Source organism: Microvirga sp. HBU67558 (genome assembly GCF_018069605.1).
In the GTDB taxonomy this organism is placed as follows: domain Bacteria; phylum Pseudomonadota; class Alphaproteobacteria; order Rhizobiales; family Beijerinckiaceae; genus Microvirga; species Microvirga terrae.
Map to the genome: position 1 here is coordinate 1 of NZ_JAGPUP010000538.1, position 17,689 is coordinate 17,689.

Annotated in this window: 12 protein-coding genes; 6 read left to right on the top strand and 6 right to left on the bottom strand. The window is 63.6% G+C overall.

The genetic code is table 11. The annotated features are described in order from the left end of the window. Positions 1-430 precede the first annotated feature (430 nt). The 6 genes from KBI52_RS19750 to KBI52_RS19775 all read left to right on the top strand — a co-directional run bounded on the left by KBI52_RS19750 (position 431) and on the right by KBI52_RS19775 (position 6,760). Entirely contained in the window at positions 431-1,594 is a 1,164-nt protein-coding gene (locus KBI52_RS19750; protein ID WP_210810898.1) for an ABC transporter substrate-binding protein, read from the top strand. Between the two features lie 124 nt (positions 1,595-1,718). Next, positions 1,719-2,477, top strand: coding sequence for an ABC transporter ATP-binding protein (locus KBI52_RS19755; RefSeq protein ID WP_173946968.1), 759 nt, complete (start codon positions 1,719-1,721; stop codon positions 2,475-2,477). Then, complete coding sequence (locus KBI52_RS19760) at positions 2,470-3,177, top strand: ABC transporter ATP-binding protein (protein WP_173946967.1); 708 nt, start codon at positions 2,470-2,472, stop codon at positions 3,175-3,177. The genes KBI52_RS19755 and KBI52_RS19760 overlap by 8 nt, the downstream gene beginning before the upstream one ends. Positions 3,178-3,183: 6 nt before the next feature. Continuing rightward, the gene (locus KBI52_RS19765) at positions 3,184-4,071 is read left to right on the top strand and encodes a branched-chain amino acid ABC transporter permease (RefSeq protein WP_173946966.1); all 888 of its coding nucleotides are present in this window, start codon (positions 3,184-3,186) and stop codon (positions 4,069-4,071) included. A gap of 4 nt (positions 4,072-4,075) precedes the next feature. Continuing rightward, a complete protein-coding gene (locus tag KBI52_RS19770) occupies positions 4,076-5,050 on the top strand; it encodes a branched-chain amino acid ABC transporter permease (protein WP_173946965.1) in 975 nt (324 codons plus the stop codon). Positions 5,051-5,119: 69 nt separating this feature from the next. Further along, on the top strand, positions 5,120-6,760 hold the full coding sequence (locus KBI52_RS19775; protein WP_210810818.1) for a GMC family oxidoreductase: 1,641 nt from the start codon (positions 5,120-5,122) through the stop codon (positions 6,758-6,760). Between the two features lie 86 nt (positions 6,761-6,846). On the opposite strand, the gene KBI52_RS19780 is transcribed toward KBI52_RS19775, so the two are convergent. The 6 genes from KBI52_RS19780 to KBI52_RS19805 all read right to left on the bottom strand — a co-directional run bounded on the left by KBI52_RS19780 (position 6,847) and on the right by KBI52_RS19805 (position 17,689). Beyond that, complete coding sequence (locus tag KBI52_RS19780; RefSeq protein WP_210810825.1) at positions 6,847-7,668, bottom strand: response regulator transcription factor; 822 nt, start codon at positions 7,666-7,668, stop codon at positions 6,847-6,849. A 472-nt stretch (positions 7,669-8,140) separates the two neighbouring features. Further along, positions 8,141-8,863 (bottom strand): response regulator transcription factor, encoded by a 723-nt coding sequence (locus KBI52_RS19785; protein ID WP_210810827.1) that lies wholly within the window; start codon positions 8,861-8,863, stop codon positions 8,141-8,143. Between the two features lie 513 nt (positions 8,864-9,376). Beyond that, entirely contained in the window at positions 9,377-10,681 is a 1,305-nt protein-coding gene (locus KBI52_RS19790) for a tetratricopeptide repeat protein (RefSeq protein ID WP_173946961.1), read from the bottom strand. Between the two features lie 68 nt (positions 10,682-10,749). Further along, complete coding sequence (locus tag KBI52_RS19795) at positions 10,750-13,599, bottom strand: tetratricopeptide repeat protein (protein ID WP_210810831.1); 2,850 nt, start codon at positions 13,597-13,599, stop codon at positions 10,750-10,752. A 68-nt stretch (positions 13,600-13,667) separates the two neighbouring features. Further along, entirely contained in the window at positions 13,668-16,592 is a 2,925-nt protein-coding gene (locus KBI52_RS19800) for a tetratricopeptide repeat protein (protein WP_210810835.1), read from the bottom strand. Further along, positions 16,592-17,689 (bottom strand): alginate lyase family protein, encoded by a 1,098-nt coding sequence (locus KBI52_RS19805; RefSeq protein ID WP_173946958.1) that lies wholly within the window; start codon positions 17,687-17,689, stop codon positions 16,592-16,594. Before KBI52_RS19805 ends, KBI52_RS19800 begins: the two co-directional genes overlap by 1 nt.

The window sequence follows — 17,689 nt, forward strand, 5'->3', positions numbered from 1 at the left end:
ACCAGAAGCGACGGGTCCTTCAGATCAACAACACGACGCGCAACAGGGTTCGCATGAACGGTCATGGCAGAGCTCCAGCCTCGAAGACGGGCACGGGAAAGATGATGGAGATATAGGTGCCGTCCTCGGTTCTGTGAACCGCAGGAGGAGCGGAGCAGGGTTTCCGGCAAAGCGGTTCAGGCGCCGGACAGACCAGCCGCGCCTATGCCTGAAAATGAGGCAGAAACTTGAAGCTTAAAGAGACCTGCGACTTAAGGATGACCCTTTCTCGCATTGCACAAGACGTCAGGGACTGTACCTTTCTGACCATCGCCGGGCGTGGCGTCACACCGCGGCCTGAACAACGGCTGGACCAACCGGCCTCGGAATGAAGGGAAGGAAACCGATGCGCGTTCTCAATAAGATCCTGTTCGCCCTCAGCTGCACCGTCATGGCCCAGTCGGCCTATGCTCAGCAGGCTTCCGACGGCGTGGTCAAGATCGGCATCCTGAACGACCAATCCGGCGTTTACGCGGATTTCGGCGGCAAGTCCTCCGTCGAGGCCGCCCGCATGGCCGTGCAGGATTTCGGCGGCAAGGTTCTCGGCGTGCCGGTCGAGATCGTCAGCGCGGATCACCAGAACAAGCCTGACGTTGCAGCCAGCATCGCCCGCCAGTGGTACGACACCGACAAGGTCGATTCCATCATGGAACTGACCACGTCCTCCGTCGCCCTCGCCGTCCAGGGCCTGTCCAAGGACAAGAAGAAGATCACCATCACGACCGGCGCCGCGACGGCCGATCTCACCGGCAAGCAGTGCACGCCCTACGGCTTCCACTGGGCCTACGACACCCATGCTCTCGCGGTCGGCACCGGCGGCGCGCTCGTGGAAAACGGCGGCAACAAGTGGTTCTTCCTCACGGCCGACTACGCCTTCGGCTATTCCCTCGAAGGAGAGACTTCGAAATTCGTGAAGTCGAAGGGCGGTCAAGTCCTCGGTTCGGTCCGACATCCACTGGCTGCGACCGATTATTCGTCCTTCCTGCTGCAGGCCCAGAGCTCCGGCGCCAACGTGATCGGCCTGGCTAATGCCGGTCTCGACACGGCCAACGCCATCAAGCAGGCGGCCGAGTTCGGCATCACCCAGGGCGGCACGCGCCTCGCGGCGCTGCTCTTCACCCTCGCCGAGGTGAAGGGCCTGGGCCTCAAGGCCGCTCAGGGCTTGACCCTGACGGAGGGCTGGTACTGGGATCAGAGCGACGAGAACCGCGCCTTCGCGAAGAAGTTCCAGGAGAAGACCGGCCGCATGCCGAACATGATCCATATGGGAACCTATTCGGCCGTGACGCAGTACCTGAAGGCCGTCCAGAAAGCCGGTACGGACTCGACGGAGCCGGTCGCCAAGCTCCTGCACGAGATGCCGGTCGAGGACGTTTTCGCGAAGAACGGCAAGGTGCTGCCCAACGGCCGCATGGTCTATGACATGTATCTCTTCCAGGTGAAGAAGCCGGAAGAGAGCAAGAGCGAGTGGGACATGTACAAGCAGCTCGCCAAGGTACCCGGCGACCAGGCCTACCTGTCGATGGCCGAGAGCGGCTGCCAGCTCACGCAGTAATCCACAGGCCGAGGCGGGACGGCCCAGGCTGTCCCGCTTCTTCATCGTCTCGCAACGGCTGGTGTCGAGCTTTGTGCCCGACCCGGCCGTTGCCACCTTACCGAGAGAGTATCGGCCGGTCCCTATGGTCAGTACGCAACCAATCCTGAGCGCCACCGGGCTCACCATGGAGTTCCGCGGCTTCGTCGCCGTGAAGGACGTGACGCTGTCCGTCAACGAGGGCACGATCCATGCCCTGATCGGACCGAACGGCGCCGGCAAGACGACGGTCTTCAACCTGCTCACGAAGTTCCTCACGCCGACCCGCGGGCAGATCACCTTCAAAGGCGCGAACATCACGAGCATGAAACCGGCCGAGGTCGCCCGTCTCGGACTCGTCCGCTCCTTCCAGATCTCGGCGGTGTTCCCGCATCTGACCGTGCTCGACAACGTGCGTGTGGCCCTGCAGCGGCCGTCCGGCCTCGCGACGCAGTTCTGGCGCCCCGCCTCGGCCCTTTCGACCCTCAACGACCGCGCCATGGAACTCATCGATGCGGTCGGCCTCAGGGCCTATGCGCATCTGCCGGCCGTCGAACTCTCCTACGGTCGCAAGCGCGCGCTGGAAATCGCCACGACCCTGGCGCTCGATCCTGCCATGCTGCTGCTCGATGAGCCCATGGCCGGCATGGGTCACGAGGATATCGGCCGCATCTCCGATCTGATCCGGCGCATCGCGAAGAACCGGACGGTGCTGATGGTCGAGCACAACCTGAATGTGGTGGCCGATCTCTGCGATCGCGTCACCGTTCTGGCACGCGGTGAGATTCTCTCCGACGGGTCCTATGACAAGGTCAGTCAGGATCCGCGCGTCCGCGAAGCCTATATGGGAACAGAGCATGAGTAGCGCTCCCCTCCTCGAAGTCCGCGGGCTCAACGCCTGGTATGGCGAGAGCCATGTTCTCCACGGGGTCGATCTCGACATCCGCGAGGGCGAAACCGTCACCCTGCTCGGCCGCAACGGCGCCGGCAAGACGACCACCCTGCGGGCCATCATGGGAATCCTGCGCCGCCGCGAGGGCGTGATCCGCCTGCGCGGCAAGGATCTCCTGGGATTGCCGCTCCACAAGGTCGCGCAGACCGGCCTCGGTTACGTGCCCGAGGAGCGCGGGATCTTCGCGAGCCTGAACGTTTCCGAGAACCTGATGCTGCCGCCGACAGTCGCGGAGGGCGGGATGAGCGTGGAGGAGATCTACAGCCTCTTCCCCAATCTCCATGAACGCCGCTCGAGCCAGGGGACGAAGCTGTCCGGCGGCGAGCAGCAGATGCTCGCCATCGCCCGCGTGCTGCGCACCGGCGCGCGGATCATCCTTCTCGACGAACCGACGGAGGGTCTGGCGCCGGTGATCGTCCAGCGTATCGGCGACGTTCTGGTCGCCCTGAAAAAGCGCGGCATGACCATCCTGCTCGTGGAGCAGAACTTCCGCTTCGCGAAGAAGGTGGCCGATCGCTTCTACCTCATGGAGGACGGGCGTATGGTGAACTCGTTCCCCGGCCACGAGCTCGATGCGCGCATGGACGAGCTCCACGAAGTTCTTGGGGTGTAGAGCATCATGAGCACGATTTTCGGCATTCCCGCCCCTGCCCTCTACGGCCAGATCCTCATCGGCCTGATCAACGGCTCGTTCTACGCCATGCTGAGCCTCGGCCTCGCCGTGATCTTTGGCCTGCTGCGGGTCATCAACTTCGCCCATGGCGCGCAGTACATGCTGGGCGCCTTCGCCGCCTACCTGCTCCTGAACTGGCTGGGAATCGGCTACTGGCCGGCGCTCATTCTGGCCCCTCTGATCGTCGGGGCGGTCGCGGTCGTGATCGAGAGGACGATGCTGAGCCGTCTCTACGGCGTGGATCCGCTCTACGGCCTTCTTCTGACCTTCGGCCTCGCGCTCATTCTCGAAGGCGCGTTCCGCTACTGGTTCGGCGCTGCCGGACAGCCCTATGCGCCACCGCCGCAGCTGACGGGCGCCGTCAATCTCGGCTTCATGTTCCTGCCGATCTACCGCGGCTGGGTGGTCATCGCCTCCCTGGTCGTCTGCCTCGGCACGTGGCTCCTCATCGAGAAGACGCGGCTTGGCGCCTATCTGAGAGCGGCCACGGAAAACGCCACGCTGGTCCAGGCCTTCGGCGTGAACGTGCCCCTGCTGCTCACGCTCACCTACGGCCTCGGCGCGGCCCTCGCGGCTCTGGCCGGCGTGCTGGCAGCCCCGATCTACCAGGTGAGCCCGCTGATGGGCTCGAACCTCATCATCATCGTGTTCGCAGTGGTCGTCGTCGGCGGCATGGGGTCGATCCTGGGCGCCATCGTGACCGGCTACGTGCTCGGCGTCCTCGAGGGGCTGACGAAGGTCTTCTATCCAGAAGCCTCGAGCATCGTTATCTTTGTGATCATGGCCATCGTTCTGCTCGTCAGGCCGGCAGGTCTCTTCGGGCGGGAGGAGTGATATCATGGCTGTCGGAACCCAGTATCTCACAGAACAGCCCAGGCTGCGGACGTCCTCCATGGTCCTCGGGACCATCGCAGTCGCAGCCCTGGCGGCGGCCCCCTTCTTCTTCTATCCCGTCATGCTGATGAGCGTGCTCTGCTTCGCGCTCTTCGCCTGCGCGTTCAACCTGCTCATCGGCTATGTGGGGCTCCTCTCCTTCGGCCATGCGGCCTTCTTCGGCGGGGCGGCCTATGTCACCGCCCATGCGGCCAAGGTGTGGGGCCTGGAGCCCCTGACCGCCATCCTGCTCGGCGTCGGCGGCGCGGCCGTAATGGGTGCCGTGATCGGTTTCGTCGCCATCCGCCGCCAGGGCATCTACTTCTCCATGATCACCCTTGCCCTGTCGCAGATGTTCGCCTTCATCTGCCTGCAGGTGCCCTTCACCCACGGTGAAGACGGAATCCAGGGCGTGCCGCGCGGCCATCTGCTCGGCGTCGTCGACCTGAACCAGCCTCTGGCCATGTACTACGTCACGCTGGCCATCTTCCTGTTCGGCTTCTTCGCGATCTGGCGCATCGTGAACTCGCCGTTCGGCAACATCCTCAAGGCGATCCGCGAGAACGAGCGCCGGGCGGTCTCGCTCGGCTACCGGGTGGACCGGTATAAACTCGGCGCCTTCGTCATGTCGGCCGCTCTGGCAGGTCTGGCCGGCGGAACGAAGGCTATCGTGTTTCAGTTTGCAACGCTCACGGACGTGCAGTGGCAGATGTCCGGCGAGGTCATTCTCATGACCCTGCTCGGCGGCATCGGCACGTTGATCGGCCCCATCGTCGGCGCCGGCCTCGTGATCGCCCTGCAGAACTACCTGGCGGCATCCGACTTCCCCGTCACGGTGCTGATCGGCATCATCTTCGTAATATGCGTGCTTCTGTTCCGCCGAGGCATCGTCGGAGAGATCCTCGAGCTGATGAGACGCAGGTCCAAAGGGGCCGTCTAGGCGACAAATGTCGCAAACTCTGCCGGTGCCCATGCGGTTGAGCGCCGGCTCATGCGATTGAGCCATACCATGTCAGGCAGCGATACATTCGATTACGTGATTGTCGGCGCTGGATCCGCCGGCTGCGTCCTGGCGAACCGCCTGTCCAGGGATCCCGGCAATTCGGTTTGCGTGCTCGAGGCCGGCGGCAAGGACAACTGGATCTGGTTCCACATTCCGGTCGGCTATCTTTTCGCCATCGGCAATCCGCGCGCAGACTGGATGTTCAAGACCGAGGCGGAGCCCGGCCTGAACGGCCGCATCCTGAACTATCCCCGCGGCAAGGTCCTGGGCGGCTGCTCGGCCATCAACGCCATGATCTACATGCGCGGCCAGCGGGAGGATTACGACAACTGGCGCCAGATGGGTCTCGCCGGCTGGGGCTGGGACGACGTCAGGCCCATCTTCCGTCAGCATCTCGATCACTACCTCGGAGAAGGCGACCACCACGGGGTGGGCGGCGAATGGCGCGTCGAGGCTCCTCGCATGCGCTGGGACCTTCTGGATGCCTTCGTCGAAGCCGCGGTCGAAGCAGGAATCCCCCGGGTCAGCGATTTCAATACCGGCAGCAACGAGGGTATCTCGTATTTCCACGTCAACCAGAAGAGTGGCCGGCGCTGGTCCGCGGCACGCGGTTTCCTCAAACCGGCTCTCTCCCGCCCCAACCTCAAGGTGGAGACGAAGGCTCATGCCACGCGCATCCTTTTCGAAGGCAGCCGCGCGATCGGTGTCGAGATCCTTCAGAACGGCGCTCTGAGGCGCCTTCTCGCGCGCAAGGAGGTCATACTCTCGGCAGGTGCCATCGCGTCCCCGCAGCTCCTGCAGCTGTCCGGAATCGGGGACGGCGCCTTCCTCCGGCAGTGCGGGATCGACGTGGTTCACCACCTGCCGGGCGTCGGCGAGAACCTGCAGGATCATCTCCAGCTGCGCCCGATCTATAGGGTGCACGGGGTGCGGACGCTCAACGAGGATTATCGGTCCCTGGTCAAGAAGGGCCAGATGGCGCTCGAATACGCCCTCTTCCGCAAGGGACCGCTCACGATGGCTCCCTCCCAACTGGGGGCCTTCACGCGCTCATCGGAGGATTATGCGACTCCGAACCTGCAATTCCACATCCAGCCTCTGTCGCTGGACAAGTTCGGGGACGCCCCGCATCCGTTCCCTGCCTTCACGGCGAGCGTCTGCAATCTCCGGCCGACCAGCCGGGGGAGCGTCAAGCTTCGCAGCAACAGCCCCGGCGAGGCGCCTGCCATTCGCCCGAACTACTTGTCGACGTCAGAAGATCAGAGGGTGGCCGTGGATGCCCTGCGTCTGGTCCGGCGCGTTGTCTCGATGCCGGCCCTTCAGAAGTACCGGCCCGAGGAGTACAAGCCCGGAGCCCAACTCTCGACGGACGACGAGCTTCTGAACGGTGCGCGGGAGATCGGAACCACGATCTTCCATCCTGTCGGGACCGCCAAGATGGGGATCGACGGCGACCCGATGGCCGTCACGGATGCGCGCCTGCGGGTCCGCGGCGTCGAAGGCCTGCGCGTCATCGACGCGTCCGTCATGCCGACCATTACGAGCGGAAACACGAATTCGCCAACGTTGATGATTGCCGAGAAGGGAGCCGCAATGATCCTGGAGGATCAGTCGCGAAGCGCAGTACCGGCCCGACGCTCCGCGTAACCTGAGCCGGGGGCTCTCTTCGACCCTTTGAAAGACGAATGGGAGCCAGCGGCTCCCATTAAAGAGGTGCTCCGAAGTCGACGCACTCAGCTCGTCGGCGTCCCGCGGCTTGCCGGGAGATGGCTCGCGGCCCAGATCGCGGCCTGCGTCCGATTCTTTGCCTGGATCTTGCGCAGGATCGCTTTGACGTGAACCTTGACGGTTGCTTCCGTGATGTCGAACTTTCGAGCGATGATCTTGTTCGAGTCTCCATCCATGAGGCAGCGCAGGATCACCGTCTCGCGAACCGAGAGACCCTTGGCCGGAGGGCCCATGTCATGGGGATCCTCGGCAGCCGGCACCTCATTCGCGTGAGCGCCCGGCGCCTCACGCTCCCGCAGAAGGTCGAGGATTGCCCCTGGGAAGATCGCCTCCCCCAGCATCACGAGGTCGAGCGATTTTACGAGGACCTCATGGGAGATGGACTTTTTGAGATAGGCGTCCGCCCCGGCCTGGAAGGCCGCAATAACCTGCTTGATGTCATACTGCTCGATCAGCATGACGATCTTCGCGCCGGAATTGGTGTCCTTCAATGCCTTGGCCTGCCGACAGGTTTCCTCATGGTCGCGGCTTGCATCAATGATGAGGACGATCGTGCTGCCATCAAAGGCCGCCATGGATCCCAACTCGTCGAGGCTCGCCGCAGCAGCAGATGGTGCGTAAGCCGTCTCCGCGAGAATTCTACGCAGACCTTCTCTCAAGAGGGCGTTCGGCTCGATGAGGAGCGTCTTCGTCGAGCGGCCAGCAACATGCTCCCCGGAAGAGGGCTCAACCGACCGTGCCAGTTCCATGTATCTTGAATACGCGACGTCCTTGGCCGACGAGGCTCCTGGATGAGGAAGGCTATCAAGATCGTAGGTGTTCCGCATCGCAGATGCCTTTCTGGTCTTGATTCGGTCAGGCAAATAGTAAAGGTCCCCTAAAGATCTTTAGCTTATAATCTCATTTGAGACAATCATTACCCATTCAAATCATTTTAACAATCTGTAATTGATAGGTACAAATATGATATGTAATACCGTATCACAGACGGAGGTCTAGTAAGCAATAAGTCCTCACCTCCACGCACAAGATACTTCCTTTAGGAATTCTGGGAGGATGACTGTACCTGTCGCGGCAACACGAACGACCGTAAAGCTGACTTGATCTCGACCAAGGCCGAATTCTGGAGAGCCGCTGCAAGTTCGCCGTTCCGCACGATGTATTCCGGCAGGGTCGCTGGGAGCAGGTTATCCGGCCGCGAGCAAGTCCATGGCAAACAATCAATCGCTGGCAAGTCGGCGCATGCCGCAAATGTCGCTCCACCATCTTCCGGGCACGGGTGAAGCGACACGGACGCTGTCAGCGCAAGCTGTTTGCCGCCAAGGTGTCTTCCGCCTGCATCCAAGATGCATCAGCCGCGCCCGACGACAAGTGGTTGACGGCCCACATGGCAGCCTGTGTCCGGTTTGCCACGCGGATCTTGCGCAGAATAGCCTTGATGTGAACTTTCACTGTTGCCTCGGCAACATCAAGCTTGCGCGCGATGACCTTGTTCGGCGCGCCCTGCATCAAACACTGAAGGATCTCCGCCTCTCTGCTCGACAGGGTGCGGATCGGTGAATCCTGGCCTTCCGACGTCGGAGCAGCCTGAAGAGAGGAAACTTTGACGACAGGAGCCTCCTTCGAGAGATCCAGCGCCTCGGTGTGCGTGGAAATGGCGGCAAGGAAGGCTGCGGACGGGAAGACGACTTCGCCCAGCATCACCAGATCGAGGTACTTGATCAGAGCCTCGCATCCTGTCGTCGCGAGACAGTATCCATCCGCACCGGATTGGAAGGCCGATTTCATCCCCTCAAGATTGAAGCTGTCCGAGAGCAGGACGATGCGAGCTTGAGCATATTGCTCTTTCAACGACGAGATGCCTTCAGCCAACCCGGTTGGATAAAGGTTAGCATCGAGAATGAAGAGGATCTGGCCTTCCCGCGAGGTCTCATCGAGAGCGATCTCTGCGCGCGTCAGGTTCTCCGGGTGCAGACGGAATCGCGTGCTCGAGAGGATATGCCTCAAGCCCTCGCGCAGCATCGAATTCTTGCAGCCTAAGATCGTGGTGACTGGGAGAAGGTGTGACATGCGAGGGAGCCTTTCCGCAGAGATTACCTCGAATTGTACAAATTAACCGTTCGTTATCCATCCTTAATAAAGGGGTATCGTTTTATGCTTAGGAGGTAGAAATCGATGCCTCTTCAGAGGCCTTCGTTTTGAGGAGACGGATCAATGCCGAAACGAGGCCATCCGCTCAAATAATTTCTTTATAACGTTTTATCTGATGTCGAGTTTTCTGATGCGCGGACGCGTTCAGGCCCAAGCCCGGCGGGGTTGCAACCCACCTCGCCCGCAACGCGAATACAGGCCTTGCGCATGCCCGAGACATGCACGCCATTCAGCCCATCCGGACAGAGTTCTTATGCGGACAATCGCGTGCCGCCGATAAACGGTCGCGCTTGATCCGAGATGCTGTTGATTGCGGCACCTCGTCTGGCATTCCCAGTCCTACCGAGCAACGGCTTTAGGCGTGCCAGAAGAGGCTCCGCCGGCCTACCTGGTCGGTTCGGCTGTTGCAGGATCTGTCATGGCACTCAAAGCAACGGCGGCAAGAGGAAAGCCGCTATCCCGGGCGCTGCTCATGAGTTCGATCGCCTTCGCGGAGTCGGCACGGACCCCCGATCCTGACTTGTACATGAGTCCAAGCCGGTACTTGGCTTCGGAATTGCCTGAATCGGCCGCAATCTGCAGCAGGCTTGCTGCCTTCTCCGGCAATGCTTGAACGCCAATCCCATCGTTGTAGGCATGAGCCAGGCCGATGAGCGCTTCGGTGTTCCCGGCCGAGGCCGCCTTGTCGAGACCTGCGATGATCAGAGCAACCAAGTCATCGGCGGGCCGCAAGGTCAGAAGTCTTGCGAGGGTCTGCCCGGCCGCCAGATTGTCCTTGTCCAGGGCTGCAAGGCTGTACCACCGCACGACCTGCCGCTGGTCTTCGAGATCGGTGCTGCTCGAGAGAGCAGTCGCCATGCGCATGGCGGCAGCGGAATCGCCGCGCTCCGCCGCGATCCTGATCAACCGGGCGGCCGCATCACGGTTCTGGATCCCTCGTGTTCCACGCTCCAGTTCGGCAGCGACCTGGTAGGCGATGCTAGGCTTGAGTTGAGCCGCCTGCTCGAAGAACCGAAGCGCCGACTCCATGTCCGTCGTTCCCTCGCTACCCAGGGCGAGCGCCCAGCCGATCTCGAGCAGGGTGCTGCGCCGACGGCCCTCGTTCACACTATCGAGCCATTTCAGCGCAGCCGTCTCATTGCGCTCCAAGCCACGACCGGTGCCATAGCCATAAGCGGCATAGGCCATAGCGCGCTCATGACCGACACGAGCAGCCCACAGGTACCACTCGGCGGCCTTCTTCGTGTCGACGGGAACACCTTCGCCGCGATCGTACATGCCGGCCACGGCCAGCACCGAACTCGAGGCGCCTCTGAGAGCCTCGAACCGGAGGCGCTGCTCGAGCCGGGCACGATCGACACCCTGCAGCGCCACCTCGTGGCGGGCCATGATCTTTGCCATGAGGCGGGTTGCTTCGCGGTCGCCGCGGGACGACGCGATCTTGGCCGCATCCAGCCCGGTGGCGAAGTCCTGCGTATCCATCTCCGCGTCGAGAGCTTTCCGACCGAGGCGGAGGAGCCTCACCGTGGACATGGCGCGCAGCTGCGCCTGGGTGGGCGATGCGGGCTTGGCCGTGGCAGCCCCCTGGGCTGCCGGTGCCTTCGCGTCGCTCGGAGAGGCGGCCAAGCCCGCCAGAGAAGCGCTCGTGAAGAGGCAGCTCAGGAGAACGATACCATTAATCTTGATCATCTTGCCTCTCCCACAACGCATGTCAGCGCTCGTCTCGTCTTTCATGGTTCTTCGTCTCCACGCGGACATCACTTCCGGGCAGCACCCTCCGCCGTCTTCAGCCAGTCCTGCGCGGCGCTTGCATTCACGTCGGTGCCGAAGCCGAGCGTCATGGCGAGGCTGAGACCGTACATGGCCTCTGGATCGCCGGCTCGTGCCGCACGCTGAAGCCATTCCGTGCTTGCGCTCGCCGATAGTTCGACGCCGTATCCCGATGCAAAGGCACGGGAGAGCTCCTTCATGGCGATCGTGTCGCCGGCCTCTGCCGCCTTCAGCAGCCAAGCTGCGCCGGTTCGCGGGTCAGCCGGCACACCGAAGCCGAGCTGCAGGCTGCGTCCATATTCCCGAATGGCCGGCGCAAAGCCGCTCTCGGCGCTCGCCCGGAGAGTCTCCACCGCTCGACCGGCCGCCTCCGTGGGCATTGCAGCCACTCTCGAAAGGTCGGCCGCTACGGCGGCGTCTCCTTTCTGCAAAGCTCTGGAGAGCCATTGCACGGCTGTTTGCATGTTGCTCTCGCCGATCTCTCCGGAGACATAGCCGCGACCCAGGTAACGCATTGCATCAACCCGGCCTGCTTCTGCTGAGATTTGGATGTACCTGACGGCCTCGTTCTTGCTGGCAGGCCCGCCGACTTCCTCGACCATCGCACGCCCGATCAGGAACAGGGCTGATGGATCGCGGCCGCTGCCTTGGGTGTCCGCGAGGGCCCTCTTCATCCAAAGACGAGCGTTCTCCTTGTGATCCGGACCGGGAACCTTGTGATAGGCCTGCGCGAGCTCCACCATGTCTCGTGTGGTACAAACCGGCAATGATGCAATGCGGGTGAGCCAGCGCGCGGCCTCAGGCTCATCCTTGGCACTCGCCGCAAGGGTAATGGCCGCCCGCACGTTGCCGGCCGCCGCCGCCGCCTGCCTCCACTCCAATCCTGTCTTGCCGGTTACTTGAAGCTGAGCGTTGGGGAGCTCGGCGAGAGCCAGCATCGCGGCAGCATTGCCCGCCGAGGCGGACTCCCGCAGGAGCTGCACGCCCTTCATGACATCCTCGCTCCGCCCACGTTGGGCGACCAAGAGGCGTCCGAGTTCGAGTTGCGCGTTCGGGTCACTCTCTTGCGCGGCAGCCTCGAGCAGCGTCCGGGCCCCGGCCTCGTCGCGGCCGCCGGACTTGCCGTCTAGCATTCGACGGGCCAGGAGAACCATGGCCCGGGTCCGCCCCTCCCCTGGTGCGAGAGCTATCTCGCGCCAGCGGGCCGATGCCGCCTCATCCATTGTGACGCCCAGACCGGAGCGATAGGCGGAGGACAGGAGGATCATGCTCTCGCGGTCTCCACGCTCGGCTGCACGGAGGAGCGCCTTCGCGTTCCGCTGGGCGACGGCCGGATCGTCGCCTGCCTGGTTCGCGATGGCCGAAATGCTGCGCACGTGTCCGGCCTCCGCCGCGCGCGTCAACCAAACCTCGGCCTGCACCGGATCCGGAGCGACGGCGGTGCTGCAGGCGTAGAGTTCGGCCAGCACACCCATGGCATCGGCGTCACCAAGCGAGGCGGCCTCCTTCAGGTGGCGAAGCGCCTCCTCGGACCGTCCCATCGCCGGATAGGCCAGCAGAAGTTTCGCCATTTCCGTGAGAGATCCGACATCCCCGCGGGCCGCCGCTTGGCGATAGAGGCTCAAGGCCGCATTCACATCCGGCTTCCCGGTCGTGCCAGCGGCATAAAGCCGTGCGAGGCTGACCAGAATGCCATTGGTGTGCCCCGGCAAGGCACTTGCCTTCACGAGGACGTCCGCCGCCTTCGGCAGGTCCGCGGCTGCGCCGAACTCGCCACGGTAATGGCGGGCAAGGAGCTTGTAGGCCTCGGGATCGGCATTCGACCCGGCGCGCTCGAGCCAGGCGATCGCCTTGGGCACATCTTTCGGCGCACGATCGCCGAGCAGGAGACGCTCACCCAGCAACGTCATGGCCCGAGGCTGTCCCGCCTCCGCGGCTCGTGTGAGATGCGACAGAAACTGCTCCGGGGCCGCCTCGACACGGCCTTGCAGGTAAATTTCCGCAAGGGCCAGATCGGCCTTGGCGTCGCCCTGGCGTGCGGCGGCTTCGAACCACCTGACGGCCTCGGTCAGTCCTCCGGGCACAAGGGCGTCTTCGCTCAAGATCGTCCCGATCTCGAAGAGCGCGCCGCACTTGCCTTTCCCGAGATCGGCGTAGAGGGTCTGGAGGGCCAGCTTGATGAGATCGTCCGTCGCGCCCTGCGGGACAGAACCGATCTTCCCGCTGCGCTGCAGCCGCGCCAACTCGATCATGCCGTCGATATTGCCAGCCGTCGCGGAGGCGCGGAGCAGTTGCTCCGCGTCTCGAACATTGGCCGCGGCAATCCGACCCTGCACATGGAGCTGAGCGAGCAGAACGGATGCATCCATGTTCAGCATGGAAGAGGCCGTCTTGAAATGGCTCGCCGCACGCTCGGCATCGACAAGCCCCGCGGCAGGATCGAGAAAGAGCTTGCCGAGACGAAAATGAGCCCTGCCCCTCCCGGCCCATGGCCGGTCTGCGAGATCCTCGAGAAGTTTACGCGCCGTCAGAGGCGACCGGCTGATGTCGGAACGTCCCTCGGCGTAGGCGATCGCAGCCTCGTACATCTCGTCGGGATTGTTGACGGGCTGCGATCTGTCCCACGTGCTCCAATCCCGCGTCAGGTGCGGCTTGGTGGCCGGCTGGCAGATCTTGCTAAAATCGGCATTGGGTGCGAGGGATCGCGGTGCGGATGTCTGGGAAGCCCCGGGGGCGGCAAGCGCCATCCACACGGCGAAACCTGCCAGGGAGGCGCTGCCGATCCGGGCTGGCCGAAAGGCCAGCGATACTCTGGCGGGCCGACGAAACATCACCATTGTGGCTCTCCACCCCTTCTCACATGTCCGAGCATTCCGCTGTCCTGCGTCGCTCATTCTTCACCCTGTCAGCCGGGCGTCGCGTTCGTCAGTTTCGCCAAGGCTTTGGCGGCCTGGGAGTGACCGGCTCGCGCGGCCTTCTCAAGCCATTCCCGAGCCATGGCTCGCTCCTTGTCGGACGATCCCTGCTGGTAACGAAACGCCAGCCGGTACATCGCGCCCGGATGACCTTTCTCGGCTGCTTGCCTGAGCCAACGGTCGGCTTCACGCACGTTCGGCTTCGCTGCGATGTCGTTCAGACGATAGAGTTCGAACATCGCATCCGGGGAACCAAGGCTTGCGGCTCTTTCGAGCCAGGTTTTTGCAAGCCCCGGATCAAGCTGTGTGCCGGTACCATTCGCCAAGGCACGCGACACCTCGATCATCGCGAGCGGAGATCCGCCTTCTGCGGCCCGCAGGTAGGAGGCGAACGCACCTTCGCTGTCGACCGCTGTGCTCAGGCCGGACAGTTTGAGGCTTCCGAGCTGAAGCCTCGCGTCGATCTGCCCAGCCTCGCCGGCCTGTGACAGCCATTGCTCGGCAGTACGGCTGTCACGCTCCACGCCGCCGCCGTAGAGGTACGCGAGCCCAAGACGGATCTGCCCGTCCGGGTCTCCCTGGCGCGCCGCCTGAGCGAAGAACTCCGCGGCCATCCTGCGGTCCTGAGCGACGCCTACGCCGCGCTCGTAGGCATCACCCAGAGCCAGCTGTACCTTGGTGTCGCCCGGCTCCTCGTTGTAGATCTCCCGGTAGAGCGCCATTGCCTGGGCGGGGTCGCGTGGGATGCCGTCGCCGTCGCGATAGGCTTTGGCGAGGATGAAGCGCGCTCCATCATGTCCAAGCTGTATGGCGCGCCGAAGCAGCGCCTCCGCCCGCGCCGGGTCCTGCCTGCCCCCCGTTCCCTGCAGGAGAGCCGTCGCCAGAAGGGTCATGGCCTCGGCACTGTTCTTTCGAACCAACGTCTCCAGAACGGACGCGCCGTGTTCGATCGACGCGGTGTCCGGGAGGCGGAGGTACAGCAAGGCAATCTTGCCATTCTGGTCATCATCGGCGGCCATGGCCTTTTCGGCGATGGCCAGCCACCGGCGGGCGGCATTCTGCTGCTCTCCCGTCGGCTGGCCTGAAAGCGATATCTCAGCCAGCTGCAGGGCAGCCTCGGCACTCCCGCCCTCGGCAGCCTTCCTGAGAGTCCCCTCAGCCAGCACGCGCTCGCCACGCGCAAGATAGAGTTTGGCCAGCGCAATCGGGGCACGGCTGTCGCCGGCCTTGATCGCCTTCTCGAGTCCCTCACGGGCCAAGTTGAAATGACCCGGCCCGCCGGCCTGAGAGTAGAGTGCGCTCAGCTCCACCATGGCGGTGCTGCTTCCGGCGGCTGCGGCGCGGCTGAACCAGGTCGCGGCCAGAGCCTGATCCTGCGGCACTCCCCTTCCATCGTTGAACATCTTGCCGAGCCGGATCATGGCAATCGCGCTGTCGGCCTCGGCGGCCTTGCGATACCATTCCAGAGCGCGTGGCGCTTCCATGCCGGAAAAGTGGCTCGCATAAAGATCGCCGAGACGGATATAGGCGACAGGAGAACCGCTCTCGGCTGCGCGGCGGTACCAGCGCATGGCTTCGGCCTGCGATTCAGGAACCCCATTGCCGCGAAGCAGCGCGTCTCCCATGCTCACCGCCGCCTTCACGTGACCACGCTCCGCCGCCGTCCGAAGCCGCTCGATCGCCGTCCTGCGCATGGTCTCCGTCGCAACATCCGGATGAGCAAGCGAAGTACGGGCAAACTCGTATAGTGCCGCCGAATTGTCGCTGGCCGCCGCCCTGTCGAACAACTTGAGTGCCAACTCCACGTCACGGTCGATGAGAACGCCATCGCGAAGATGGCGGCCGAGCGCGACGAGCACCGTCACATCCTGATCGACGCGCCGAACGGCCTCAACCAGCAGGTCCTTTGCGGCCTGCCGTCCATCAGGACCATTTTGGCTCCGAATTTCTGCCGCGAGAACCAAAGCTCGCGGGGCCTTCGTCTCGATGGCCCGATTGAGCCAGAGATCGGCCGTACTGGCCTCGACACCGAGAGCCGCACCGTTGTAGGGATCCTCGGCAAGGATCATGGCTGCTTCGACCGATCCGCGTTGAGCGGCCTTCTCGAAAGCAATCTTCGCCTGCTGCGGCTGGGACGAAGCAGATTTCGGATCGGCTCTCAGGCGCCCCAGGCGCAGGGCGGCTTCTGCATCCCCAAGGTCGGTGGCCCGCTGGTACCATTCGATGGCGGCATTGATCCTGTCCGATCCGTTGGCCGTATCACGGTAATGGTCGGCCAGTGTCCTGGCCGCCTCAGCCGATCCCCCTTGAGCTTCCTGGAACAGGATTCTCAAGCCTTGGGTCGCGAAGACGTTCGCCTTTGCCGGATCGCTCTCGAGACGCGCGAGCTCGAGGCCGGCGGGGCCGTGCTCGGATCGAAGAGCGATCTGATACAGATTTCTGGCGCCTTCCGGATCCTGCTTGCCGCCAATCCCTGCTTCCATCAGGCCGGCGAGGACGAAGGCCGCCTCATGGTTCTGCAACGCCGCAGCGCGGCGCAGCAGCTCGGCTGCCCGATCGACGGAAGCCGGGTCCCGGTCACGCGCCAGGATCAACTTGGCACGCCGCAGCGCCGCCGATGGCCAGTGCGCTCCCGGCAGGGCCAGGGCCTGCTCGTAGAGACGAGCCGCTTCGTCCGGTTGCGGAACCCTGAGCGGGTTCGTTTCGCTGACGGGAAGGCCGTCCTGCAGCACCTGAGCCCGCTCGACGAGAGCAGCCGGATCGTTGCGCTGCTTCAGTTGCTCGACCTTCGCCAGGATGCTGCGGAACCCGTCGCGCAGTTCAACCTCGGTTGAAGCTTGAGAGAATGCCGGGCCGGACGGAAGCGATGTCAGAATTGTGAGGGCACCGAGCAGGCCCAGGTGAGTTCGGTTCATCAACGCCCCCAAAAGCATGTGGCATTGCCGCCAGCGAGTTCATCGATGAGAGGCCGGTCCGACCGGAGGCTGCGCGCCAGCAGCGTCTTGAGCCGCTTCGTCGCAAGGCCGACCCGATCGCGGGCCGCAACCGGCTCGACCCAAGCCATGGGGTGGCGCCCGAAACCGCGCTTCGCCAGGAAGCTCATGTCCTGGCGGCGAAAGTCAGCCTCAGCGCCGGGACTTTCGTTCTCCGAGGCATAAGCCATCACGACTTCAGGTTCTGTAATTCCGTTGAGGAGATAGGAGAGGATCCGGTCGAAATTCGCCTCGCCCTCACGGAGTCCGTACAGATCCACGCCACGGGTGGCGGCGACTTCTGCCATGACGGTCAGGCTCGCCAGGGATTGGCGCATGTGCCACAGGGCGCGGGCTCCGCGTCGTGTCTCCAGTACGAGGCTCCCGTCGGGGCGGGCCTGTCCGAGGACGGCGCGATATCCGCGGGAACCTCTCTCATAGAGAGCATCGTCCGCCGTGATGGCTCCCCAGGCCATGAGGATGCTGTCGGCCAGAGCGCGCTGGCTGTCGCGAACCGTATCCGTGCCGAAGGTCCGGTCGACCCTGCGAACGAGAGAATCGATCCATCCGGAAACGATCTGCCGCTGGCTGTCATCCAGGCTGCGATGCAGAACGGAATAAGCCACGATCGTCGGCAGAAGCACGCGCTTCAGTCCATAAAGGGCCTCGCTCTCGGCACCCGTGCCCTCGAACGCTCTGGCCTTCGCCCAGGCGAGCAGGAGATCCCGCAGGGATGCCTCGGATGCTGCATCGCCGGCGAGAGCTCGCCCAGTCAGGGCCATGACGGCCCAGGAATGGGTGTTGACGCCTCCATCGGTGTTGGGGCCATCGGCGGCCTTGACTCCGTCAACGGGTTTGAGGCTGGCCCAGGATGGATCGCGAGCAATCGCAAGGCAGGCCGCGCGCGCGGCCGCAAGAGACGGTTGCGAAAGGGCCGCGCGGCGGGCTTCCACATCGAACAAGCCCTGCGCCCTCACCTGGGCATGGCACGTCGCCGTCATGAGAAGGCTCAAGACAGAGAAGGCGAGAATTCGGTTCAT